At 70.3% G+C, this 22,699-nt stretch carries 23 protein-coding genes and 1 pseudogene; 6 read left to right on the top strand and 18 right to left on the bottom strand.

The features are described from left to right. The first annotated feature begins 200 nt into the window (after positions 1-200). The 4 genes from OG966_RS29295 to OG966_RS29280 all read left to right on the top strand — a co-directional run bounded on the left by OG966_RS29295 (position 201) and on the right by OG966_RS29280 (position 4,363). A complete protein-coding gene (locus tag OG966_RS29295; RefSeq protein ID WP_326652918.1) occupies positions 201-929 on the top strand; it encodes an ABC transporter ATP-binding protein in 729 nt (242 codons plus the stop codon). After that, on the top strand, positions 911-2,065 hold the full coding sequence (locus tag OG966_RS29290; protein WP_326652917.1) for a hypothetical protein: 1,155 nt from the start codon (positions 911-913) through the stop codon (positions 2,063-2,065). The genes OG966_RS29295 and OG966_RS29290 overlap by 19 nt, the downstream gene beginning before the upstream one ends. Positions 2,066-2,221: 156 nt before the next feature. Then, positions 2,222-3,340 carry an LOG family protein gene (locus tag OG966_RS29285; RefSeq protein ID WP_326652915.1) on the top strand — a complete coding sequence of 373 codons (1,119 nt, stop codon included), beginning with the start codon at positions 2,222-2,224 and terminating at the stop codon, positions 3,338-3,340. Positions 3,341-3,424: 84 nt separating this feature from the next. Beyond that, on the top strand, positions 3,425-4,363 hold the full coding sequence (locus tag OG966_RS29280; protein WP_326652914.1) for a hypothetical protein: 939 nt from the start codon (positions 3,425-3,427) through the stop codon (positions 4,361-4,363). 157 nt (positions 4,364-4,520) lie between these two features. Here OG966_RS29280 and OG966_RS29275 read toward each other — a convergent pair whose 3' ends face one another. From OG966_RS29275 to rlmN, 4 genes are all read right to left on the bottom strand, one after another. After that, a complete protein-coding gene (locus OG966_RS29275; protein ID WP_442806767.1) occupies positions 4,521-5,552 on the bottom strand; it encodes an ABC transporter ATP-binding protein in 1,032 nt (343 codons plus the stop codon). Beyond that, positions 5,552-7,168 carry an ABC transporter permease gene (locus tag OG966_RS29270; protein WP_326652913.1) on the bottom strand — a complete coding sequence of 539 codons (1,617 nt, stop codon included), beginning with the start codon at positions 7,166-7,168 and terminating at the stop codon, positions 5,552-5,554. The genes OG966_RS29275 and OG966_RS29270 overlap by 1 nt, the downstream gene beginning before the upstream one ends. Positions 7,169-7,206: 38 nt before the next feature. Then, on the bottom strand, positions 7,207-8,304 hold the full coding sequence (locus OG966_RS29265; RefSeq protein ID WP_326652912.1) for a thiamine ABC transporter substrate-binding protein: 1,098 nt from the start codon (positions 8,302-8,304) through the stop codon (positions 7,207-7,209). Positions 8,305-8,545: 241 nt separating this feature from the next. Beyond that, the gene (gene rlmN, locus OG966_RS29260; RefSeq protein WP_326652911.1) at positions 8,546-9,652 is read right to left on the bottom strand and encodes a 23S rRNA (adenine(2503)-C(2))-methyltransferase RlmN; all 1,107 of its coding nucleotides are present in this window, start codon (positions 9,650-9,652) and stop codon (positions 8,546-8,548) included. Between the two features lie 260 nt (positions 9,653-9,912). Between rlmN and OG966_RS29255 the strand changes: the two genes are divergently transcribed. Beyond that, the gene (locus OG966_RS29255) at positions 9,913-10,251 is read left to right on the top strand and encodes a DUF6233 domain-containing protein (protein WP_326652910.1); all 339 of its coding nucleotides are present in this window, start codon (positions 9,913-9,915) and stop codon (positions 10,249-10,251) included. 151 nt (positions 10,252-10,402) lie between these two features. Here the strand turns inward: OG966_RS29255 and OG966_RS29250 are convergent, their stop codons facing one another. The 5 genes from OG966_RS29250 to rpsB form a co-directional block, all read right to left on the bottom strand. After that, positions 10,403-11,506, bottom strand: a complete 1,104-nt coding sequence (locus tag OG966_RS29250) for a phosphatidate cytidylyltransferase (protein WP_326652909.1) — start codon at positions 11,504-11,506, stop codon at positions 10,403-10,405. After that, the gene (gene frr / locus OG966_RS29245) at positions 11,506-12,063 is read right to left on the bottom strand and encodes a ribosome recycling factor (RefSeq protein ID WP_326652908.1); all 558 of its coding nucleotides are present in this window, start codon (positions 12,061-12,063) and stop codon (positions 11,506-11,508) included. Before frr ends, OG966_RS29250 begins: the two co-directional genes overlap by 1 nt. A 124-nt stretch (positions 12,064-12,187) precedes the next feature. After that, positions 12,188-12,973: a UMP kinase gene (pyrH, locus tag OG966_RS29240; protein ID WP_326652906.1), complete on the bottom strand. Its 786-nt coding sequence runs from the start codon at positions 12,971-12,973 to the stop codon at positions 12,188-12,190. A gap of 159 nt (positions 12,974-13,132) precedes the next feature. Continuing rightward, positions 13,133-13,969, bottom strand: coding sequence for a translation elongation factor Ts (gene tsf, locus OG966_RS29235; RefSeq protein ID WP_326652904.1), 837 nt, complete (start codon positions 13,967-13,969; stop codon positions 13,133-13,135). Positions 13,970-14,075: 106 nt separating this feature from the next. Further along, positions 14,076-15,026, bottom strand: coding sequence for a 30S ribosomal protein S2 (rpsB, locus tag OG966_RS29230; protein ID WP_326652903.1), 951 nt, complete (start codon positions 15,024-15,026; stop codon positions 14,076-14,078). 216 nt (positions 15,027-15,242) lie between these two features. On the opposite strand from rpsB, the pseudogene OG966_RS40935 reads away from it, so the two are divergent. Beyond that, a pseudogene (locus OG966_RS40935) lies at positions 15,243-15,797 on the top strand (M23 family metallopeptidase); the annotation flags it as partial. A gap of 33 nt (positions 15,798-15,830) precedes the next feature. Here the strand turns inward: OG966_RS40935 and OG966_RS29220 are convergent. From OG966_RS29220 to lepB, 9 genes are all read right to left on the bottom strand, one after another. After that, positions 15,831-15,980: a hypothetical protein gene (locus OG966_RS29220; protein ID WP_326652902.1), complete on the bottom strand. Its 150-nt coding sequence runs from the start codon at positions 15,978-15,980 to the stop codon at positions 15,831-15,833. A gap of 67 nt (positions 15,981-16,047) precedes the next feature. Then, positions 16,048-16,605 carry a TetR/AcrR family transcriptional regulator gene (locus tag OG966_RS29215; protein ID WP_326655414.1) on the bottom strand — a complete coding sequence of 186 codons (558 nt, stop codon included), beginning with the start codon at positions 16,603-16,605 and terminating at the stop codon, positions 16,048-16,050. Positions 16,606-16,675: 70 nt separating this feature from the next. Beyond that, positions 16,676-17,512 carry an RNA polymerase sigma factor WhiG gene (whiG, locus tag OG966_RS29210; protein WP_326652901.1) on the bottom strand — a complete coding sequence of 279 codons (837 nt, stop codon included), beginning with the start codon at positions 17,510-17,512 and terminating at the stop codon, positions 16,676-16,678. A gap of 240 nt (positions 17,513-17,752) precedes the next feature. Then, on the bottom strand, positions 17,753-18,922 hold the full coding sequence (gene dprA, locus OG966_RS29205) for a DNA-processing protein DprA (RefSeq protein ID WP_326652900.1): 1,170 nt from the start codon (positions 18,920-18,922) through the stop codon (positions 17,753-17,755). Then, on the bottom strand, positions 18,922-20,538 hold the full coding sequence (locus OG966_RS29200) for a YifB family Mg chelatase-like AAA ATPase (protein WP_326652899.1): 1,617 nt from the start codon (positions 20,536-20,538) through the stop codon (positions 18,922-18,924). The genes dprA and OG966_RS29200 overlap by 1 nt, the downstream gene beginning before the upstream one ends. Position 20,539: 1 nt before the next feature. Continuing rightward, complete coding sequence (locus tag OG966_RS29195; protein ID WP_326652898.1) at positions 20,540-20,902, bottom strand: YraN family protein; 363 nt, start codon at positions 20,900-20,902, stop codon at positions 20,540-20,542. Positions 20,903-21,029: 127 nt separating this feature from the next. Beyond that, on the bottom strand, positions 21,030-21,338 hold the full coding sequence (locus tag OG966_RS29190) for a DUF2469 domain-containing protein (protein ID WP_005311352.1): 309 nt from the start codon (positions 21,336-21,338) through the stop codon (positions 21,030-21,032). 55 nt (positions 21,339-21,393) lie between these two features. Continuing rightward, a complete protein-coding gene (locus tag OG966_RS29185) occupies positions 21,394-21,882 on the bottom strand; it encodes an NUDIX hydrolase (RefSeq protein WP_326652897.1) in 489 nt (162 codons plus the stop codon). Further along, positions 21,872-22,642 (bottom strand): signal peptidase I, encoded by a 771-nt coding sequence (gene lepB, locus OG966_RS29180; RefSeq protein WP_326652896.1) that lies wholly within the window; start codon positions 22,640-22,642, stop codon positions 21,872-21,874. The genes OG966_RS29185 and lepB overlap by 11 nt, the downstream gene beginning before the upstream one ends. Positions 22,643-22,699: the final 57 nt, after the last annotated feature.

Below are 22,699 nucleotides of genomic sequence, written 5' to 3'. Positions count from 1 at the left end.
CCGGCCTCGTACGGCCCGGGGCACCCGACTCCCACTCGGCCGCCAATCATTCGGCCGTCCGAGTGAGATGGGGTGCGCCCGGGCCGCGTGCTTCCCGACACCCCGGTTCTGAATCCTTAGCGTGCCGAGTGACCGATCGGCCCTGTCTTCGTTCCCCCGTACGGGGGAAGGGAAATCTGATCAGAACCGAGGTGTACGTCATGGTGGCCCCGCCGGACAACGATGTGCTCTGGGCGCGTTCCCTGCGCCACTCCCACAGGAGCTCCCCCGCGCTCGTCGGCGTCTCGCTGGGCGTACGGGACGGCGAGATCCTCGCCGTGTGCGGCCCGCGCGGCAGCGGCAAGACCACGCTGCTGCGCTGTCTGTCCGGCCAGCTCGTCCCGCAACAGGGCGAGGTGTGGTTCAACAGCTCCCCCGTGCACACGATGAGCCCGCTCCAGCGCGAACGGCTGCGGCGCGACCGATTCGGCTGGATCGACCCCGAGGCCACGCTCGTCCCGGAGCTGAACGCCTGGGAGAACGCCGCGCTGCCGTTGCTGCTCCGCGGCTCCTCGCGCCGTGGCGCGAAGACCACCGCCATGGAGTGGCTGGACCGGCTCGACATCGGTGCGTGCGCCCGTCTGCGGCCGCATGCGCTGCTCCAGGCGCAGCGCCAGCGGGTCGCCGTCGCGCGGGCGCTGGTCGCCACGCCGTCGGTGATCTTCGCGGACGAGCCGACGGCGACGCTGCACCGCGCGGACCGGGCGCAGGTGCTGCGTACGTTGACGGCCGCGGCCCGCTCCCACCGGATCACCGTCGTACTGGCCACACACGACGAGGAGTTGGCGATGCTCGCGGACCGTTCGCTCACGCTCGTCGACGGCCGGCGCGTGAACTCGCTCGCGACCGCCGACGCGGAAGGCAGAGCCGAGTGCTCGCTTTCCGTCTAGCCCGCGGCACGCACCCGCTGGTCCTGCTGCGCCGGCTGATGGTGGCAGCGGCATCGGCGGGCGTGGGCTTCCTGCTGCTGTGCACGCTGTCATACGCGCTGGCCCACCCCACGGACTCCGGCTCAGGACTGCGCCTGCTCTGGTGCCTGATCCCACTGGCCGCGACGGTGCACTTCGCGGTGGCGGTGGCCCGTACGGACCCGAGCACGCGCCCGCGGGCCGGCCTCTCCGCGGTCGGTCTAGGTCCCGCCCGCCTCGGTGTACTGGCGGCGGTCTCCACCGCCGTCGCCGGAACGCTCGGCAGCGCCGTCGCCCTGCTGCTCTTCCTCCATCTGCGGGGCGATCTGACGGGCCTTCCGTTCGACGGCGCGGGGGCCGAGCCGCTCGCCGCGGGCCGGCCGCTGCCGCTGGCGGCCGCGCTGACGTTGCTCGCACTGGTGCCGCTGGCGTCCACGGCGGCCGCGGCGGTGGCGCTGCGGCCGCGGCGTGTCAAGCCGGGTGCCGAGCCCGAGGCGCCGGACGCCCCGTCCCCCGCGCCGACAGGTCTGCCGTGGGGCGTCGCGCTGATCGCGGCGGGCCTGGCCGTCGAGACGTACGCGAGCCGCGGCACGCCCCGCTCGCCGCTCCCTCTCCCGGGCCAGTTCGACGGCAGCTCGTCGGGCGTTCTCGTCGGCTGGGCGCTCACCGCGCTGGGCCTCGCCCTGGCGGGCCCGGGCATCACCCGCTTCTGCGGCCGCGTCCTCCAGTCCGTCCGCCCCGGTGCGACCCGTCTGCTGGCCGGCCGCGTCCTGATGGAGGAGTCCGGCCGCATCGGCCGCCCGCTGGGCGTGGTGTGCGCGGTGGCGTCGGCAGCGATCGCGGCCTCGGCCCTCCAGGACACGGGCCCGCACCCCTTCGGGCCGCTGACCGGCCTGGGCGCGGTCCTGGTGATGACGTGCACGACGGCGACGCTGATCACCGCGGCCCTGGAGGCCAAACAGGCTCGCGCCGACACGACGAAGTCACTCCGCCGCCTCGGCACTCCCACGGCAACCCTCCGCAACGCGACGGCCATCCGCGCGGCAACCCTGCTGGCGGTCTTCGCCCCACTGACGTGGGGGGTCGCGGCCCTGGCGGTGCTTCCTTTCTCGGCCTGAGGACGACGGGGCCGGCCTCGGCTTCTTCGCACTGCGGGGCGTACGGGGGCGGGGAGCCTCGCGTGTCGAAGCGGGAGCGGGGGCGGGGTGGGGGAACACCTGCCCGGCCCACCCCCGCCCCCACGGGCCCCCGGCCACAGCGCCTATCGTGTCCGCATGGCCACTGGAGACCGGCACCACAGCGACCGGGAGATCGAGTCCCTCGACGAGTTCGACGACGTCGTCACCCGCGGCTCCCTCGTCGGACACCGCGTCCAGTCCGTCGACCTCACCGACCGCACTTCGGCCCTGCTCTCCACCGCCACGACCGGCGCCATGTTCCTGGGCTGCCCCATGCGGCCCGACGCCGCCGCCAAGGTCCGTGCCGACGGCGCGCTCGTCTTCCCGCCCCTCCCGGACCTGCCCTTCGACCCGTACCGCGGGCTCCTCTACTCCCCCGGCGAACTCTTCGAAGGCCTCACCACCGGCGGTTACGCCGCCACCCCGGACGCACGTGCCTACGCCTGGTTCCAGGAGACGAAGGCCGACGGCGACATCTTCGCCTCGATGCTTCGCTCCATCCACGACGACGCGATCTCCGACGCCCTGGACGAACTCCTCGTCGACGCCCGCGTCGTGGGCATGATGGGCGGCCACGCGATGGCCCGCGGCACGGACGCCTACGCCGGTGCCGCCCGCCTCGGTCAGGCCCTGGCCCGTGCCGGGTTCACCGTCGCGACCGGCGGCGGCCCCGGTGCCATGGAGGCCGCGAACCTCGGTGCGTACGCCGCTGCGCACCCCGACGAGATGCTCGCCGAGGCGCTCGAACTCCTCGCCAAGGCCCCCTCGTTCACGCCGTCGATCTCCGACTGGGCCGCCGCCGCCTTCGAGGTGCGCGACCGCTGGCCCGGAGGCGGCGACTCGGTCGGCATCCCCACCTGGTTCTACGGCCACGAGCCGCCGAATGCCTTCGCCGAACACATCGCCAAGTACTTCGCCAACGCGACCCGCGAAGACGGCCTCCTCGCCCGCTCCAACGCGGGCGTGATCTTCCTGCCCGGCGCCGCCGGCACGGTCCAGGAGATCTTCGACAACGCGACCCCGAACTACTACGAGTCCCGCGGCGAACCCACCCCGATGGTCCTCGTCGACCGCGCGCACTGGACGGAGCGGCTGCCCACCTGGCCGCTGCTCCAGTCCCTCGCGGCGGGCCGCTCGATGGAGTCCCGTATCGCGCTTGTCGACTCCGTCGACGAGGCTCCGGCGGCGTTGAAGCTGCTGACCAGCGGCGAGTAGACCGCAAGAAGCAACTTCAGAGGCCGAAGACACGTCTGGTAATCCAGCCGGAGTTGGACTGACCCCACGTGAACGGAGCCCCTGGTGCTGATCGGCCTACTGACCGCTGTCGCGGCCTCGATCTGTTACGGCACGGGGTCGGTGCTTCAAGCCGTGGGCTCCCGCAAGTCCGCCCGGCGCGAGGCGGCCGAGGCCGGAGTCACCCAGCACGGCGGACCGAGCCTCTCCTCGACCGCCAAGGCCGCGATGACCTGGGAGTTCATCGTCGGCACCATCCTGGACTTCGTCGGGTTCGGCCTCGGCGCACTCGCCGCGCGCCTGCTTCCGCTCTTCCTCTCCCAGACCGTCATCAGCGCCAATCTGGTGATCACGGCGGTGCTGAGCGTCAGACTGCTGGGCATCCGGCTGGCCCGCGCCGAGTGGACGTCCATCGCCGTTGTCTGCTCCGCCCTGGTGCTGCTGGCCACGGCCGCGGGTCCGGAGGGAAGCGGCCACACCCCGATCGCCACCCACTGGTGGCTGCTGGCGATCTCGTTGCTGCTGATGGCCGGCGGCACCGTTGTCGTACGTCTTCTGGGCGCGCGCGCCGCGATCCTCGCGGGCCTGCTCTCGGGCCTCGGCTTCGGCGCGCTCGGCGTCGGCGTACGGGTACTGAACGGCGTCGACCCCTTCGACCTGGGCGCCCTGCTCTCGGACCCGGCGCTGTACGCGATTCTCGTGGCGGGTATCGGCGGCATGTATCTGCACACCGTCGCGCTGCAGATCGGTTCGGTGAACGGCGCCACGGCCGCGCTGGTCGTCGGCGAGACCGTACTGCCGGGCATGATCGGCGTGCTGTGGCTGGGCGACTCCTCACTTGCCGGCTTCGCCTGGATGGCGATCCTCGGCTTCGTACTGGCGGTGGCGGGCGCGGTCGCGGTGGCCTGGTTCGGCGCGCCGGAGGCGCACGGCACGAAGCCGGGGGAGGAATCGGATCCGGGGTCGCCGGAGCCACGTCCTGAGGAGCTCGCCCCTGCCCGCTAGGGGGCCGTCCATTACCCGGCGCGTATCGCGTGTACGAGGACAGCCCCGCGATCGCCGCGGCCTGCGCGAGCGACCAGGACAGCGGTCAGGACAACCGTCGGGGCAGAGCCGGTCCGGGCAGCCGGTCCGGGGCGCAGTCAGGGCGGCGGCGACCGAATCAGCCGGCCGGGGCCAGCACCACCACATCCTCGGCGGCGAAGACGACGCCCACCGTCGCACCCTCCTCCGGGGCATCCCGCAGGGAGCACTCCGCCTCCAGCGGCGGCCCCTCGTCGGGTCGCAGCTGTACGGCGACGTGGTTGCCCCGGAACGTACGCGCCTGCACCGTGCAGCGCAGCCCCTCCGCCGGCGGGACCAGTCGGACACCCGCCGGTCGCACCAGCACCTGCCGGGCGCCCTGCGGCGCGTCCTCCGGCACCGGCACCTTGCCCCACACCGTGTCCGCGGCCGCGCCGCTCACCGTCGCCGCCACGACGTTGTCGAAGCCGAGGAAGCGCGCGACGAACTCGGACGCGGGCCGCTGCCAGACGTCGAGCGGCGTGCCCGCCTGGGCGATCCTGCCGTCCCGCATGACGACGACACGGTCGGCGAGCGCGAATGCCTCGCCCTGGTCATGAGTGACGGCGAGCACCGTCGTACCCAAGCGCCCGAACAGTCCCCGCAGTTCGACGACCAGCCGTTCCCGCAGCCCCCGGTCCAGCTGCCCCAGCGGCTCGTCCAGCATCAGCAGCCGGGGCTGCGGCGCCAGCGCCCTGGCCAGCGCCACCCGCTGCTGCTCGCCGCCGGACAGCGAGGCGACGGCCCGCCGCTGCGCCGCCGGCAGCCCGACCAGCTCCAGCAACTCGCCGACGCGGCGGGCCTGTTCGTTCCGTCCTGTGCCGTGCATCCGCAGCCCGAAGGCGACATTGCCGCCGACGTCGCGCTGCGGGAAGAGCTGATGATCCTGGAACATCAGGCCCACCCCGCGTCGGTGCACCGGAACGCCGGCCTGGTCCGCACCTGACAGCAACACCCGTCCGCCGTCGGCTGCTTGCAGCCCGGCGACGATCCGCAGCAGAGTGGATTTCCCACTGCCGCTCGGCCCCAGCACACAGACGATCTCGTGCTCGGCGACCTCGAGATCCACCGCGTCGAGCGCCGCGCGTGCCCCGAACCGTACGGTCACGTCCTCCAGCCGCAGCAAAGCCATCAGAACTCCCCGGACGATCGGTCGGTACGGATTCGTTCGAGTACCAGCAGCGCCACCGCGCACACCACCATCAAGATGGTGCTCAGCGCCATCGCCTGCCCGTAGTTGAGCTCGCCGGGCCGGCCGAGAAGTCGCGCCACGGCCACCGGCAGCGTCGGATTGTCGGGCCGTGCGATGAAGACCGTCGCACCGAACTCGCCGAGCGAGATGGCGAAGGCGAATCCGGCGGCGATGAGCAGCGCCCGCCGCACCAGCGGCAAATCGACCTCCCGCCACACCCGCAGCGGCGATGCGCCCAGCACCGCCGCCGCCTCGCGCAGCCGCCCGTCCACCGCTCGCAGGACCGGCAGCATCATCCGCACGACGAAGGGGACGCCGACCAGCGCCTGGGCGAGCGGCACCAGAATCCAGGATGCCCGCAGATCCAGCGGCGGCTTGTCGAGGGTGATGAGGAAGCCGAAGCCGACGGTCACGGCGGAGACGCCGAGCGGCAGCATGAGCAGCGCGTCGAAGCCGCGCAGCAGCCGGCCGGCCTTCCGGGTCAGCGCCGCCGCCGCGAGACCGCCGACGGCCAGCGCGATGACGGTCGCGACCAGCGCGTACCGCAAGGAGTTCCACACCGCGTCGATCGGCGGTACGAGGAAGGTTCCGCCGCTCGCGTCCAGCGCGGTCAGCGCCCGGTAGTAGTCGAAGCCGTAGCCGCCGGGCCCGTCGAGGGAACGTTCGACCAGCACTCCGAGCGGCGCCAGGACCAGCAGCAGAATCGTGGCCAGCACCCCGCCGAGCAGCGCCCACTGCCCGGCGCCGCGCGGCCGCCGCGCGGTCTGTGCCGGGTCCACCAGTTTCAGCGCGGTCTCCCGCCGTCGCACCGTCCACGCGTGTACGGCGAGCACCGCGCCCACCGCGGCGAACTGCACCAGCGTCAGCACGGCCGCGGTGGAGAGATCCAGCAGCTGAGCCGTTTGTCGATAAATCTCGACCTCGACTGTGGAGAACGTCGGTCCGCCGAGGATCTGTACAACGCCGAAGGAGGTGAAGGTGAAGAGGAAGACCATGAGCGCGGCGGCGGCCACGGCGGGCCCGAGGGCCGGCAGCGTCACCCTCCGCCAGGCCGCGAACCGCCCGGCGCCCAGCACCCGGGCGGCCTCCTCCTGGCGCGGGTCGAGCTGCGACCACAGACCACCCACGGTCCGTACGACCACCGCGTAGTTGAAGAAGACGTGCGCGAGCAGAATCGCCCACACCGTGGTGTCCAGCCGCACGCCCCACAGCTCGTCGAGCAGCCCGCCGCGCCCGAGCAACGCCAGGAAGGCCGTCCCGACAACGACGGTCGGCAGCACGAACGGGACGGTGACCACCGCCCGCAGCAGCCGCTTTGCGGGAAAGTCGAAACGGGCGAAGACATACGCGCCCGGCAGGGCTATCAGCAGTGTGAGCACCGTGGAGGCGAGCGCCTGCCAAGTGGTGAACCACAGCACCCGCAGAATGTCGGGGCGACTCAGCACCTCACCGATTCGCCCGAACTGCCAGACCCCGTCGATCTCGAGGCCCCGGCCGACGATGGCGACGACCGGATAGGCGAAGAAGACCGCGAAGAACACGACGGGCCCGGCCATCAGCCCCAGCCGCGCCGCATTCCCGCGGACCGACTTCGTTACTTCAGTACGAGCGAGGACCATGACCGGACCCACTGCTCACGATTCTTGGCAATCGTGTCGGGAGCGACGGTCTCGGGCTTGTCGGCCACCGCGCCGAACTTGGTGAACACCTCGGGCAGCTTCGCGCCCTTGACAACGGGGTTGACGAACATGTTCAGCGGCATGTCCTCCTGGAACTTCTTGGAGACCAGGAAGTCCAGCAGCGCCTTGCCGCCCGCCTCGTTCTTCGCGCCCTTGAGGAGACCCGCGAACTCGGTCTGGCGGAAGCAGGTTCCGGTCGCGACCCCGGTGGGTGCCTCGGCCGGCTGCGGCTCGGAGAAGAGCACCTCGGCCGGCGGGCTGGAGGCGTACGAGACGACGAGCGGTCGGTCGGCCTTGGCCTTCTTGCCGCCGGCGGAGCCGGAGAACTCCTCGTTGTACGCCTGCTCCCAGCCGTCGACGACCTTGACGCCGTTCTCCTTGAGCTTCTTCCAGTAGTCCTGCCAGCCGTCCTCGCCGTACTTGCCGACCGAGCCGAGGAGGAAGCCGAGGCCGGGCGAGGAGGTCGCGACGTTCTCCGTCACCAGGAGGTTCTTGTACGCGGGCTTGGCCAGGTCGTCGAACGACTGCGGCGGCGCCAGCTTCTTGTCGGCGAAGTACTTCTTGTCGTAGTTGACGCAGATGTCGCCGGTGTCGACGGGTGTGACCCGGTGCTTGTCCTTGTCCAGCTGCACCTCGTCGGTCACCTGGCTCAGGCCCTTTGCCTCGTACGGCGTGAACAGACCGTTGTCGAGAGCGCGCGAGAGCAGGGTGTTGTCGACGCCGAAGAAGACATCGCCCTGCGGGGAGCCCTTGGTGAGGATCTCCTTGTTGAGCGCCGCGCCCGCGTCACCGCTCTTGAGCACCTTGACCGTGTAACCGGTCTCCTTGGTGAACGCCTTCAGCACGGAGGGGGAGGCGGCGAACGAGTCGTGGCTGACGAGCGTCACGGTCTTCGGCTTCGAAGCGCCGTCCGAGGTCGAGGAGTCCTTGGACTCGCCGCCGCAGGCCGCGAGAGTCGTGACGCCCAGCGCCGCGGCCAGCGCGGTGACCGTGATCTTCTTGGTGGTGCTCACTGAAATTCCTCCTGGGGTTGACCAGGAAGAGACGCGGCCCTGCCCGGCTCCCTCGAAAGGAATCCGGGCAGGGCGCAACAGCTTGTGAGTAATGACCGAACTTCCTACCCAGAATGACCTGGGCAAGGTTCAGAGGGTCTGCGACCACTGGGCTCGATGTACCAAGCCCGCGTCGCACTCTCAGCGCTGTGGCGCTCCCCTGTCGGAATATGTAGATGTTTCAAGCCAGGTTACACGGACGCTAACGCTCCGAAGCGGCCAGCTGCCCACACGCTCCGTCGATCTCCTGACCACGGGTGTCGCGGACGGTGACCGGCACCCCGTGCGCCGCGATGGCCTCCACGAAGGCCTTCTCGTCCTCGGGCCGCGAGGCCGTCCACTTCGATCCCGGCGTCGGGTTGAGCGGGATCAGATTCACGTGGACCCGCTTGCCCTTGAGCAGTCGGCCCAGCAGATCACCCCGCCACGCCTGGTCGTTGATATCGCGGATGAGCGCGTACTCGATGGAGATCCGGCGGCCCGACTTCTCCGCGTACTCCCAGGCGGCGTCCAGCACCTCCCGGACCTTCCAGCGCGTATTGACCGGGACCAGGGTGTCGCGCAGCTCGTCGTCCGGCGCGTGCAGCGAGACGGCGAGACGGCACTTGAAGCCCTCGTCGGCGAAGCGATGCATCGCGGGTACCAGGCCGACGGTGGAGACGGTGATCCCGCGCTGCGAGAGACCGAGGCCGTCCGGCTCGGGGTCGGTGAGGCGGCGGACGGAGCCGACGACCCGCTTGTAGTTGGCGAGCGGCTCTCCCATCCCCATGAAGACGATGTTGGAAAGCCGTGCCGGTCCGCCGGGCACCTCGCCGTCGCGCAGGGCGCGCATGCCGTCGACGATCTGGTGCACGATCTCGGCGGTCGACAGATTCCGGTCGAGACCGGCTTGACCGGTCGCGCAGAAGGGGCAGTTCATCCCGCAGCCGGCCTGCGACGAGATGCACATCGTCACCCGGTCCGGGTAGCGCATCAGCACGGACTCGACGAGCGTGCCGTCGTGCAGCCTCCACAGGGTCTTGCGGGTGGTGTCGTCGTCGCACGAGATATGCCGCACGACGGACATCAGGTCGGGCAGCAGCTCCGAGGCGAGCTTCTCGCGCGCGGCGGCGGGGATGTCGGTCCACTCGGCCGGGTCGTGGGCGTACCGCGCGAAGTAGTGCTGCGAGAGCTGCCTGGCGCGGAACGGCTTCTCGCCGATCGCGGCGACGGCGTCCTTGCGCTCGGCGGGCGTGAGGTCGGCGAGATGCCGCGGGGGCTTCTTGGCTCCGCGGGGCGCGACGAAAGTAAGTTCTCCGGGCTTGGGCATGGTCCTATCAGTGTCGCAGACCGAATCTCGTGACCTGCGGCCGTTGACGCCCGGGGTGGGCACTGACGGTCGTTGCCGGTCACTGCCGGGCACCCTCGGACGGCCCACAGACGGCCCAGCCCGGGGCGCGTTCTGGCTGGCCAGCAAGCCAAAGGGAAGCGCGAGCGATACCGCTGGAGCCGCCGACGCGGGATGGCGAACCTCTCCCCCGCTGCGGCCTCCCTGCCGAACCGGAGCTCCGGGGGCCTAGACTCGAACACGTGTCCGAAGAAGTGCCTCGCCTGGAGCGCCTGCGCAGCGTCCGCCAGTGGCTCGCATGGCAGCTGCGCCGCACTGACGAATCCATCGCGGAGCTGGAGCACCAGGAGGCAGCCGCCGCCCGTACGGCACGCACACTGCCGCCGCCCGAGCCGGAGTGGAAGCTGTCGATGCTGCGAGCAGGCGACAAACCCACCCCGGACGCGGTACACACCAGCGACTGCCGCATGGCCGGCAACCCCACGAAGCAGCTGACCCGCGAGCAGGCACTCCGCGCGCTTACAGACGGCATCACGGCGTGCCCGTACTGCCGGCCTGACACCGACCTCGGAGTGCTGTGAACGGGAAACCGTCGCAGGCTGAGGGCACGGGCACAGCACCGATCGTCGTGCACCGGGCGCGCGTCCGTCAGTGTCGCAGAGATACGAAGAGGGGCCCGCCGCCCTGTGGACAACGAACCCCTCAACAACGCCTCACATACGAACGCGCAGGTCAGCCGCTTCCTACAAAGATCACCATGAGCAGCCAGACGACCGGGGCCGTCGGCAGCAGCGAGTCCAGTCGGTCCATGATGCCGCCGTGGCCCGGCAGCAGCGTGCCCATGTCCTTGATGCCCAGGTCTCGCTTGATCATCGACTCGCCCAGGTCACCGAGCGTGGCGCTGGCCGCGACCGCGAAGCCCAGCAGCAACCCCTGCCACCAGGCGCCGTCGTCGATCACGAACTCCATGAGCAGCGCGCCCGCCGCCATGGCGAAGGCCACCGCGCCGAGCAGGCCTTCGCGGGTCTTCCCTGGGCTGATGCGCGGCGCGAGCTTGTGCTTGCCGAAGCGCCAGCCGACGGCGTACGCCCCCGTGTCGCTGACCACCGTCAGCACCAGGAAGGTGAGCACCCGCTGCGGCCCGTCGTCCGCGGCGAGCATCATCGCGACGAACGTCGCCAGGAAGGGCACGTAGAACGCGGCGAAGACGCCTGCCGTGACGTCTTTCAGATAGCCCTCGGGCGGCTCGGTCATCCGCCAGACCAGCACCGCGAGTGCCGTGAGGGCCATGGCGACCCATGCGCCCTCCGCGCCGCGCACATAGCCGGCCACGATCATGGCCGCGCCGCCGACCCCGAGGGGCACCAGCGGTGCCTTGATCTGCTTGCGCTCCTCGAGCCGCGACGTCAGTTCCCACAGTCCGACCACGACGGCGACCGCTATCACGCCGACGAACACAGCCTTGACGATGAAGAGTGACGCGACGATCACCGCGCCGAGCCCGACGCCTACTCCTATGGCCGCCCGTAGATCACGGCCGGCCCGCTTCTTCTGCGGCGGCTCGGGGGCCGCCGGCGGCGGGGTGGGCATGGGCTCCTGCGGAATCTCATCACGGGACGGGGAGCCACTCCGCCGAGCAGCCCCGAGGTCGCGGTCATTGCGGTCGTCGCCGTCTTCGGCGTCTCTACCTGCGTCGGGAAAGTCCGGCACGATGGGCATGGGCCGAGTCTGCTGTGCGTCATGCTCATCGTATGCAGGACCCGCCGGGGCAGGCCCCTGGTCGGGCGGCCCCCAGTAACCGGCTCTCGGCGGGGCCCCCCAGGAAGAGTCGTTCATCAGACCTCGAGCAGCTCGGCTTCCTTGTGCTTGAGCAGCTCGTCCACCTGCGCCACGTACTTCGCGGTGGTGTCGTCGAGCTCCTTCTCCGCGCGGCGGCCCTCGTCCTCGCCGACCTCGCCGTCCTTGATCAGCTTGTCGATCGTCTCCTTTGCCTTGCGGCGGACGGAGCGGATCGAGATCTTGGAGTCCTCGGCCTTGGTCTTGGCGACCTTGATGTACTCCTTGCGGCGGTCCTGCGTGAGCTCCGGGAACACCACCCGGATGATATTGCCGTCGTTGCTCGGGTTGACGCCGAGGTCGGAGTCGCGGATCGCCTGCTCGATATTGCGCAGCGCGGTCTTGTCGAACGGGGTCACCACGGCCATCCGCGCCTCGGGAACCGAGAACGACGCCAGCTGGTTGATCGGGGTCAGCGCACCGTAGTAGTCCGCCACGATCTTGTTGAACATCGCCGGGTGCGCACGTCCGGTGCGGATCGCGGCGAAGTCATCCTTGGCGACCAGGACGGCCTTCTCCATCTTCTCCTCGGCCTCGAGGAGGGTCTCTTCGATCACCACTTGCTCCTGCGTGTCTTGAGTAGGCCCGGCGTGCAACAGGGCCGGCGGAACCTGCGTCGCGTTCCCCTGCACGGTGTCCGACCGGCAGGGCTTTGTCCATCCCTCGAGGGACTCCCCCGAGTCAGGCGCGGGTGCCCTGGTCGCTCACGAGTGTGCCGATCTTCTCACCCTTGACGGCGCGAGCGATATTGCCTTCGGTGAGCAGTTCGAAGACGAGGATCGGGAGGTTGTTGTCGCGGCAGAGTGTGATGGCGGTGGCGTCGGCGACCTTGAGGTTGCGGGAGAGCACCTCGCCGTACTCCAGCGCGTCGAACTTCACCGCGTCGGGGTTGGTCTTGGGGTCCGAGTCGTAGACCCCGTCGACGCCGTTCTTGCCCATCAGCAGGGCCTCGGCGTCGATCTCCAGGGCTCGCTGGGCGGCAGTGGTGTCGGTGGAGAAGTACGGCATGCCCATACCGGCGCCGAAGATGACGACGCGGCCCTTCTCCAGGTGGCGCACGGCGCGCAGCGGGATGTAGGGCTCCGCGACCTGGCCCATGGTGATGGCGGTCTGGACGCGCGAGTCGATGCCCTCCTTCTCCAGGAAGTCCTGGAGAGCGAGGCAGTTCATCACCGTACCGAGCATGCCCATGTAGTCGGAACGGGCCCGGTCCATGCCCCGCTGCTGGAGCTCGGCCCCACGGAAGAAGTTACCGCCGCCGATGACGACCGCGATCTCCGCGCCGTCACGGACGACCGCCGCGATCTCGCGCGCCATGGCGTGTACGACGTCGGGGTCGACGCCGAGCGCTCCGCCGCCGGCAAATGCCTCACCGGACAGCTTCAGCATGAAGCGTCCGATCTTCTTGCCGTACAGGTCGTCGCTCTTGTCGTCGGCAGCCTGGTTGGCGTCCGAGCCCTTGTTCATGGAGATCTCCTCGTGCACATACGAAGAAGGCCATTGCCGGTGGGTGCTGGTGTCCCTGTCGGCAATGGCCTCCTCGTCAGATCTGCGGTCGTCCGGCGCCTACGCGGCCGATGACTGCGTGGGAAACCCTAGCGGGCTCCCGGGTCGATCGCGTACGGCTCAGGCGCCGACGCGGATGCGCGAGAAGCGCTTCAGCGTGACACCGGCCTCGTCCAGAACCTTCTGGACGGACTTCTTGTTGTCCTTGGCGAACGGCTGGTCGAGGAGGGTGACCTCCTTGAAGAAACCGTTGACGCGACCCTCGACGATCTTCGGAAGGGCGGCCTCGGGCTTGCCCTCCTCGCGCGAGGTGGCCTCGGCGACGCGGCGCTCGTTCTCGACGACGTCGGCCGGAACCTCGTCGCGGGTGAGGTACTTCGGCGCGAAGGCGGCGATGTGCTGCGCGACGTCCTTGGCGATCTCGGCGTTTTCCTTGTCCAGCTCGACCAGGACGCCGACCTGCGGCGGGAGGTCGGGCATGGTGCGGTGCATGTACACACCCACGTAGCCGCCGGAGAACTGCGCGAAGCGGTCGAGGACGATCTTCTCGCCAAGGTTGGCGTTGGCCTCGTCGACGTACGCCTGGACGGTCTTGCCGGCCTCGATCTCGGAGGCGAGCAGCGCCTCGAGGTCGCCCGGGGAGGTCTGCGCCACGTGCTCGGCGAGCGTGTTGGCGACGGCCTGGAACTTGTCACCCTTGGCGACGAAGTCCGTCTCGCACTTCAGCTCGAGCAGAACGCCGGAGGTCTTGTCCTCGGAGATGAGGGAGACGACGGCGCCGTTCTCGGCGTTGCGGCCCTCGCGCTTGGCGACGCCCTTCTGGCCCTTGACGCGGAGAAGCTCGACGGCCTTGTCGACGTTGCCGTCGGCCTCGTCCAGGGCCTTCTTGCAGTCCATCATGCCGGCGCCGGTGAGCTCGCGGAGCTTCTTGACGTCAGCGGCGGTGTAGTTCGCCATGTCCTTGAATCTCTCTCGAAAGTCGAAAGTCGAAGATCTACGGGTGAGCGGCGGGGGCCGGTGCGTGTGGCACCGTCCCCCGCCGTCAACTACCGAACCTGTGAGGTCAGGCCTGCTCGGCGTCCGCGGCCGGGGCCTCGGCGGCAGGGGCCTCAGCAGCAGCCTCGGCCTCGGCGGCGGCCGGAGCCTCAGCAGCGGCCTCGGCGGCAGGGGCCTCAGCAGCGGCCTCGGCCTCGGCAGCCGCCGGAGCCTCGGCAGCCTCGTCGGAGTCCGCCTTCTTCTCGCCCTCGAGAAGGTCGCGCTCCCACTCGGCGAGGGGCTCGCCGGCGGCCTTCTCGCCCGGCTTGGAGTCACCGGTGGCGACGCCGGAACGGGCGATGAGGCCCTCAGCGACGGCGTCGGCGATCACGCGGGTGAGCAGGGTGACGGAGCGGATCGCGTCGTCGTTGCCCGGGATCTTGTAGTCGACCTCGTCGGGGTCGCAGTTGGTGTCGAGGATCGCGACGACCGGAATCTTGAGCTTGCGCGCCTCACCGACGGCGATGTGCTCCTTCTTGGTGTCCACGATCCAGACGGCGCTGGGCACCTTGGACATCTCGCGGATACCACCGAGGGTCTTCTCCAGCTTGGCCTTCTCGCGGGAGAGGACCAGGAGCTCCTTCTTGGTGAGGCCGGACGCGGCCACATCCTCGAAGTCGATCTGCTCGAGCTCCTTCAGACGCTGAAGGCGCTTGTAGACGGTGGAGAAGTTGGTGAGCATGCCGCCCAGCCAACGCTGGTTGACGTACGGCATACCAACGCGCGTCGCCTGCTCGGCGATGGCCTCCTGGGCCTGCTTCTTGGTGCCGACGAACATGATGGAGCCGCCGTGGGCGACGGTCTCCTTGACGAACTCGTAGGCGCGGTCGATGTACGACAGCGACTGGAGCAGGTCGATGATGTAGATGCCGTTGCGCTCCGTGAAGATGAATCGCTTCATCTTCGGGTTCCAACGACGGGTCTGGTGACCGAAGTGGACGCCGCTTTCCAGCAGCTCCCGCATCGTGACGACGGCCATGGCCGTATCTCCTTGGATTCTCGGTTATGTCCTGACGCCCCGACGCGCCGTGCCACAAGGGACCGAGGAGCGCGGCCACCGACCTGAAGAAGGTGTGGTGGCGGGGCGTGCGAAGTCGACCCGGTGACCCGGATCGCCATGAGAAGTGTACGGGACCCGCGCGGTGCCGGGTGACGGCGCTGTCCACAACCCGTCAGTACTCCACAGATTCGGACCATGATCAGCGCGGTGGCGGTGTTCCGCGGGACGGTCTGTGCCATGTACCGCGTCAAGGACCGCGTCATGGACCACTTCATTCACCGCCTCATGGACCGCCTCATCCACCGCCTCATGAATCGCAGACCGCTCGTCGCGGTGCTCGCCTCGGCCCTGCTCATCGCGGGCGCGGGCGCGGCCCCGGCCGCCGACCGCGACCGCGGCTGGCCGGTGGGACCGCCTCGCCCCTCGGTCGTACGGAGCTGGGAGCCGCCGGCATCCGCGTACGGGCCGGGGCACCGCGGAGTTGATCTGGCCGCTCCGCCGGGCACCCCGGTACGGGCCGCGGCACCAGGCCGGGTCTCGTTCGCGGGCCTGGTCGCGGGCCGCGGAGTGCTCTCCATCGTCCTCACCGGTACGGGTGGGCCGCCGCTGCGCACGACGTACGAGCCGGTCCGTCCGCTCCTGCCGGAAGGCACGGCGGTGAGCGCCGGACAGGTGGTCGCCACGGTCGCCGCGGGACCTTCGCACTGTGCCGCGGGCTGTCTGCACTGGGGTCTGCTGCGCGGCACGGAGTATCTGGATCCGCTGTCGCTGCTGCCGCCCTGGCTACTGCGCCGCGGCCCGTCCCGGCTGCTCCCGGTCTTCGGCATCCCGGCGGTGGAAGCGGCCCCGCCGGCAGCGCTTGCCGCGCCTGCGGTCGTGGGGACTCCTGCGGTCGCGGGGGCTGGGGTCGCGGGGACCGGGCTCGCGCTCCATGAGGTGCTGCTCCTGCTCACCGCCGCCGTGTCACATCGGGGGCTGTGGAGTGGGCGCCCGCACGGGGTCAGCCCCGTACGCCCCGCAGCGCCATGGACACCGCCGCGTCGGCGATCTCCGCCGGGTCCTCCGCCGAGCCGAGCTCGATACGGCGGACCGCGGCGTCCACGACGCCCTGCAGCAGCATCGCCGCCAGCCGGGGCCGGTCTTGGCCCAGCTCTCCCAGCGCCTCGACGATCATGGCGATCAGCCCGCCGTGCGCGGCACGGATCTTCTCCCGTGCCCCGGCGTCCAGTTCGCCGGCGGAGATCGCGACGACAGCCCGGTGGCGGCGGTCCCCGACGAGCTCCAGCTGCTGGCGTACATACGCCTCGACCTTGCCCGCGGCCGTGTCCGCCCGCTCCATCGCGGCCTCGACCTCCGCCGCCCAGACGGGGAAGTCGACCGCGCAGAGCTCTTCGACGACCGCGGCGCGCGAGCGGAAGTACTCGTAGACGGAGGACCTGGCCAAGCCCGTGCGCTCGGCGAGGGCGGGGAAGGTCAATGCCTCCGTACCGCCTTCGGACAGAAGGGAGCGCGCGGCATCCAGCAGGGCGCCTCGCTGCATCGTCCGGTGCTCGGCCACGGAGGCCGCTCGAATCCTGGGCACGTCTCCACTCTACGGATGTCCGGGGACGCGGCAGGAGGATTCGGCGTCAGCGCCCGACGTCGGCCAGCTTCGCGCGGAGTTGCAGAACCGACTTTGTGTGGATCTGGCTGACCCTGCTCTCCGTGACGCCGAGGACATTGCCGATCTCGGCGAGGGTGAGGCCCTCGTAGTAGTAGAGAGTGACGACGGTCTTTTCGCGCTCCGGCAGGGTGTTGATGGCGCGGGCGAGCAGCCGCCGCAGTTCCCGGTCCTCGGCCACCTCCACCGGGTTGTCGGCGGCGGTGTCCTCAAGGGTGTCCATCAGGCTGAGCCGGTCGCCGCCTTCACCGCCGACATGCAGCAGCTCCTCCAGCGCGACCACGTTCGCCAGCGACAACTGGCTGAAAACCGCATGCAGTTCCTCGACGGCGATGCCCATCTCGGTGGCGACCTCACACTCGGAGGGCGTACGCCTCAGCTGCGCCTCGAGCGTGGCATAAGCGCGCTCCACGGCCCGGGCCTTCTGCCGGACGGAGCGCGGGATCCAGTCCAGGGCACGGAGTTCGTCGATCATCGCGCCGCGGATGCGGGTGATCGCGTACGTCTCGAACTTGATCGACCGGTCGATATCGAACTTCTCGATGGCGTCGATGAGTCCGAATACTCCGGAGGAGACGAAGTCCGCTTGTTCAACATTGGACGGCAGCCCCACGCTCACCCGGCCCGCGACGTACTTCACCAGTGGCGAGTAGTGCAGGATCAACTGCTCCCGCAGCCGCTCGTCACCCGTGGCCTTGTACGACCGCCACAGCTCCTCGAGCGACGAGGGAGCGGGGGGCCGCACGGTGCCTCGGGCAGCGGGTGGCACTGCCGCGCGGTCAGACCCGGAGGTGTGCTGGGGCATGCGTTGCCTTGAGCCGTTCTGCTGTGATGGGGAGGGACGAGCGTCTGGGCCGGAATTCTGGTGAGCGTAGCGTGACTGCGGTGTCGCGGTGGGCGAAGGACGGGGGAACGAACCTGTGCGGGTATCTGCCGTCGGCCACACCTTCGAACCGGGGCCGACACCGCGCGCGTCGGTCCCTCAGGTGCCATCGACGGGGCTCCAAAGGTCATCGGCAACACCTTTTCACCCGAATGCTCCAGGTCAAGTACCGCCTCGCCGCGCGTTCGAGCCGCGGATCGCGCTCTGCGTCAACTGCCAGCTGTCGCCGTGCCGTTCGACAAAACCCAGTGAGTGCAGTTCGTACAGCCTGCCGAGCGCCTCGTCCACCGTCGTCCCCGCACCACGGGCCACCTGCGCTCCGGCGACCGCGCCACGGGCAGGCAGCGCTTCAAGAACCCGTGCACTCAGGGGATCCAGAAGATCCCTGGGAAGCACGGGTCCCCGGCGGTCGGGAGCGAGGTCTCCGATGTCGCCCACCAGCTCCGCCACTTCGGCGGCATCGGTGACCAGCACGCCCTCGCCGCGCAGCAGCGCATGCACGCCGGCCGAGAGCCCGCTGGTGGCGGGTCCCGGGACCCCCATCGTGAAGCGGCCCAGCTTCTGCGCGCTTCGCGCGGTGGCCAGCGAACCGCTGCGGTACTCGGCCTCGACGACGACGGTGCCCCTGGTGAGCGCGGCGATCACCCGGTTCCGGAGGATGAACCTGCTGGGTGTGGGGTGATCGCCCGGCGCCAACTCCCCAATGACCAGACCCTGTTCCGCGATGCGCCCGATCAACTCGGCATGGCCGCGCGGATAGACGACATCGACCCCGCAGGCGAGCACGGCGACGGTGGCCCCGCCCGCGGCCAGTGCGCCGCGGTGCGCCGAGCCGTCGATCCCGAAGGCAGCACCCGACACCACGACCCAGCCGCGCTCGGCGAGCCCGGCGCCGAGGCATGCCGCCATGTGCGCGCCGTACGGCGTGCAGGCCCTGGCCCCGACGACAGCGACCGAGCGCAGCGCCCATTTCCGCAGGTCGGACCGGCCTCGCACCCAGAGCCCGATGGGTCTGGCGTCGCCGAGGTCGTCGAGCTGGGTGGGCCACTCCCGGTCGCCGGGACAGACGAAGCGGCCACCGACCGCGGCGACCGCCGCCAGATCACGGTCGGGCTCGACCCCCGTCGCCCGTATCCGGTAGCCCGCCAGCCGCCGTGCCGAAGCTCCGGTCAGTGCCGGTTCCCGGTGTTCCGGCGAGGTGAGCCTGGCCATGAGCTCCCCGGCCCCCAGCTCGCGCAGCCACCGGCCGCCGTGCTCGTCGCCCGGCTCGATCACCCGGGTCAGCGCTGCTCGCGCCATCCGCTCCTCGTCCCCCGCTCCCGAGCCCGGCATCACCGCACTCCCCCGTCGGCCGCCATGGGTACGCCTCGCGAGATGCCCGTACGCAGCTCCAGGGCCAGGTCCACGTCGCACGCCTGCGGCCGGTCCCGCCCGGCGAGGTCCGCGATCGTCCACGCCACCCGGAGCACCCTGTCCAGGCCACGGGCCGTGAGCAGGCCGCGCTCCATGTCCCGCTCGGCCGCGGCCAGCGCCCCGGACGCGACCGGCCAGCGCGTACGCAGCTCATGGCCCGGTACCTCGCAGTTGACGCTCCACGGGGTGCCCTGCAATCGGGCCGCGGCACGCTCCCTCGCGGCCCGTACCCGTGCCGCGACGGCTGCCGTCGGCTCGCCTCGGCCGCCTTGGCCCAGCAGGTCGACGCGGTCGACCGGCTCGACTCCGACGCGCAGATCGACGCGGTCGAGCAGCGGTCCGGACAGCCGCGCCTGGTAGCGGCGGATCGCCGACGGTGGGCATTCGCATCCGGCGCCGTGCAGGCTGTGCCGTCCGCAGGGGCATGGATTGGCCGCGAGGACCATCAGGAACCTGGCGGGCAGCCGCACCACTCCCGCGCTCCGTGCCACCACCACATGCCCGGATTCGAGCGGCTGCCGAAGGGCGTCCAGCGCCTTGCCCGAAAATTCGGGAGTCTCGTCAAGGAACAGCACGCCCCGGTGCGCCAGCGACACCGCGCCGGGCCGCGGCAGTCCGTTACCGCCACCGACGAGCGACTGCATCGTCGCCGAATGGTGCGGCGCGCAGTAGGGCGGCGTACGTACCAGGGGCTCGCCCGGAGGCAGAATGCCCGCCACCGAGTGCACCGCGGTGACTTCCAGGGATTCCCGCCGGGTCAGCGGTGGCAGCACCCCGGGCAGCCGCTCCGCCAGCATGGTCTTGCCGGCGCCCGGAGGTCCGTGCAGCAGCAGATGGTGACCGCCCGCCGCGGCCACCTCCAACGCCGTGCGTGCCTTGCGCTGCCCGGCGACATCGGCCAGGTCGGGGCCGTCAACCGACTCCATCGCCAGCCCGGTTCCCACCCCCGCGCCAGGTACCATCAGCCCGGCCAGCATGGCGTCCGGACTGCCTTCCGGAGCGGGCTCCTCATCCGGCACCGGCTCATTGGTCAGTACGGCGATGAGCTGCCGCAGGCTCCGTACACCGAGCACGGACACCCCCGGCACCAGTGAGGCCTCCCCCGCGGTCTGCTCCGGGACGACCACCTGCCGGTAGCCGGCCTCGGCCGCGGCGAGGACGGCCGGCAGCACTCCACGCACCGGCCGCACACGACCGTCCAGGCCCAGCTCCCCGATCAGCAGCAGATCGGCGATGTCCTTGGGGTCGATGCGCTCCGCCGCCCCCAGTACGGCGCACGCCACGGCGAGATCAAAACCGCTGCCGCTCTTGGGCACGGATGCCGGGCTGAGCCCGACCGTGAGCTTCTTCTGCGGCCACTCCGCACCGGAGTTCACGATCGCCGCCCTGACCCGGTCCCGGCTCTCCACCAGGCTCTTGTCCGGCAGTCCCACCAGCGTGAACGCAGCCACGCCCGGCTCCAGGTCCGCCTGGACCTCGACCACCACACCCTCGACTCCGACCAGCGCCACGGAACACGCCCGCGCGAACCCCATCTCAGGCCACTCCCCGCGCATGCTCGACGAGCGGCGCACCGCGCCTGGGCAGCACCACTCCCACGAGATCGATACGCACGCCATCGGGCGGCGGCCCGCCGTGCCGCTCCAGCCAGCACTCGGCCAGCCGTCTCAGCCGCTCCGCCTTCCTCGGCGTGACCGCGGCCATCGGATGCTCGAAAGCGCCCACCCTGCGGGTCTTGACCTCGCAGACAACCACCACATCGCCGTCCCTGGCGACGATATCGATCTCACCGGCACGCCCGCAGCGCCAGTTCCGCGCCAGCACCGTCATGCCGGCGTCTGCCAGCAGCCTCGCCGCCAGCTCCTCGCCGTACCGCCCCAGTGCCCCCGTCGCGTTCATATCGGCACCACCTCCGGCACCGACTGTGACGCGTCAGATCCTCACGAGTGAATCTTGGTGGACAACCCGCCCGTTGTGGATAACCCCGTCACCCGGATCAGCCGCCCGGGGATCAGCCGCCCGGGGATCAGCTGCCCGGAAGTTCGAGATCGCTCTTGTTGAGCTCCTCGATATTCACGTCCTTGAACGTGAGCACCCGCACCTGCTTGACGAACCTGGCCGGTCGGTACATGTCCCAGACCCAGGCATCCGCCATCGAGACTTCGAAGAAGACCTCACCCTGTACCGAGTGCACCTGCATCTCGTAGTCATTGGTGAGGTAGAAGCGACGCTCGGTCTCGATCACATATTTGAACAGCCCGACGACATCTCGGTACTCCCGGTAGAGCTTCAGCTCCATCTCGGTCTCGTACTTCTCGAGATCCTCGGCGCTCATGGCATGTTCCCCTTCAGCCTTGCGTCCCCCCATTGTGCGCCCGCCCCCTGCGCCCCTAGACGATTTCGGGGGCCAGGACCACCGGCACGCTCGGAGGACCCTCGTCGAGCAGCGTGCGCAGCAGCTCGGCGAGCTTGGTCGGATACACCGTCTCACGCGCCGCCGACAGTTCGGCGGAGGTCCACCACCTCAGCCCCGCGATACTGCGCCGCTCAAGCTCCGTCAGCCCTGCCGGGGCGGTCGCCGTCTGCGCCGTACGCGCCAGGAAGTACCACTCGTCCTGGTCCCAGCGGCGTCCGTCGAACGGAAACGAGCAGGTCCGGCGCCACAGCACCGGCCCCAGCTGCACCTCTGTGCCCCCGGTCTCCTCAGCCAGCTCGCGCAGCGCGGCCTCCTCCCGGGTCTCGTCGCCCTCCAGGCCGCCGCCCGGGGTGAACCACCAGCTGTCGGCAGGGTCCCCGGGCTCGAATCCGTGCATCAGCAGAATGCGGTCCTGCGGGTCGAGCAGAACGACCCGTGCGACCTTCCGCGGCTCATCCGACACCGGCAGTCGCTTTCCCCCGCCCGCTGCCCCCGGCGCCCGAGGCCCCCCGCCGCGGCTTCGACAGCCGCCGGGTGACCGGACCGTACGCCGCCCCGCCCACGATCAGCAGGGCGCCGATCGCCACCGAACCGACCACCAGCTTCACCGGTCCCAGCTGCGAGACCCCGCCCGGCAGCGCGGCGAAACCCTGGGGCCGCTCCAGCAGGCCGCCGTCCAGCGGCCAGGCAATGGCGTCCAGTCGGGCCGTGACGGCCGAGCGCGGTACCGACCCGTGTCCGGGGTCCTGGAGGTGTACGCGCGAGTCCAGCGAGCCCATACGCTCGTCGCCGAGCAGGAACAGCTGCCCCTTGGGCACCGTCGCCGTGAAGCTGTTCGAGGCCGGACCCTTGGCGTGCAAATACGGTTCTTCGATTACCTTGCCGTTGACGGTCAGCCGGCCACCGTCGCCGCAGCAGGCGATCGCATCGCCACCCACGCCGACGACACGCTTCACCATCGGCATATCGCCCCACTGCTTGTCGCGGAAGACCACGATGTCCCCGCGCCGCACCTGGTCGCCGTCTATCCGCTGCGCCAGGACGCGGTCGCCCGGCGCGACGGTCGGGGACATCGAGTCGGTCGGCACGGTGTACGGCTGGTACACCACGGCTCCCCAGATGAATCCTCCGAGGAAGAGCACACAGCCGACGGCCACGGCCAGGCCCGACAGCGCATTGCCGAGCCGGCCGCGGCCGTCTTCCGTACGTCCTGAACTGCTCATCCCAGCGCTCCCCTACTTCGGAGATTCGGCCCCCGAGAATCCATCGAGTCGATCCTC

The organism is Streptomyces sp. NBC_01750, from assembly GCF_035918095.1.
GTDB lineage: Bacteria > Actinomycetota > Actinomycetes > Streptomycetales > Streptomycetaceae > Streptomyces.
The sequence above is the reverse complement of the archived record's forward strand: the minus strand, read 5'-3'. Positions and strand labels throughout refer to the sequence as shown.

Coding starts and splice junctions, on each gene's coding strand:
- rpsB (WP_326652903.1), bottom strand. CDS start 15,026: ATGGCCGTCGTCACGATGCGGGAGCTGCTGGAAAGCGGCGTCCACTTC.
- OG966_RS29220 (WP_326652902.1), bottom strand. CDS start 15,980: ATGGAGCGCGAGCCCGGTCCCCGCGACCCCAGCCCCCGCGACCGCAGG.
- whiG (WP_326652901.1), bottom strand. CDS start 17,512: ATGCCCCAGCACACCTCCGGGTCTGACCGCGCGGCAGTGCCACCCGCT.
- OG966_RS29200 (WP_326652899.1), bottom strand. CDS start 20,538: ATGGGGTTCGCGCGGGCGTGTTCCGTGGCGCTGGTCGGAGTCGAGGGT.
- OG966_RS29285 (WP_326652915.1), top strand. CDS start 2,222: ATGGCCACTGGAGACCGGCACCACAGCGACCGGGAGATCGAGTCCCTC.
- dprA (WP_326652900.1), bottom strand. CDS start 18,922: ATGCCGGGCTCGGGAGCGGGGGACGAGGAGCGGATGGCGCGAGCAGCG.
- OG966_RS29295 (WP_326652918.1), top strand. CDS start 201: ATGGTGGCCCCGCCGGACAACGATGTGCTCTGGGCGCGTTCCCTGCGC.
- pyrH (WP_326652906.1), bottom strand. CDS start 12,973: ATGAACAAGGGCTCGGACGCCAACCAGGCTGCCGACGACAAGAGCGAC.
- OG966_RS29190 (WP_005311352.1), bottom strand. CDS start 21,338: ATGAGCGCCGAGGATCTCGAGAAGTACGAGACCGAGATGGAGCTGAAG.
- tsf (WP_326652904.1), bottom strand. CDS start 13,969: ATGGCGAACTACACCGCCGCTGACGTCAAGAAGCTCCGCGAGCTCACC.
- lepB (WP_326652896.1), bottom strand. CDS start 22,642: ATGAGCAGTTCAGGACGTACGGAAGACGGCCGCGGCCGGCTCGGCAAT.
- OG966_RS29250 (WP_326652909.1), bottom strand. CDS start 11,506: ATGAACGACTCTTCCTGGGGGGCCCCGCCGAGAGCCGGTTACTGGGGG.
- OG966_RS29195 (WP_326652898.1), bottom strand. CDS start 20,902: ATGAACGCGACGGGGGCACTGGGGCGGTACGGCGAGGAGCTGGCGGCG.
- rlmN (WP_326652911.1), bottom strand. CDS start 9,652: ATGCCCAAGCCCGGAGAACTTACTTTCGTCGCGCCCCGCGGAGCCAAG.
- OG966_RS29275 (WP_442806767.1), bottom strand. CDS start 5,552: ATGGCTTTGCTGCGGCTGGAGGACGTGACCGTACGGTTCGGGGCACGC.
- OG966_RS29270 (WP_326652913.1), bottom strand. CDS start 7,168: ATGGCCGGGCCCGTCGTGTTCTTCGCGGTCTTCTTCGCCTATCCGGTC.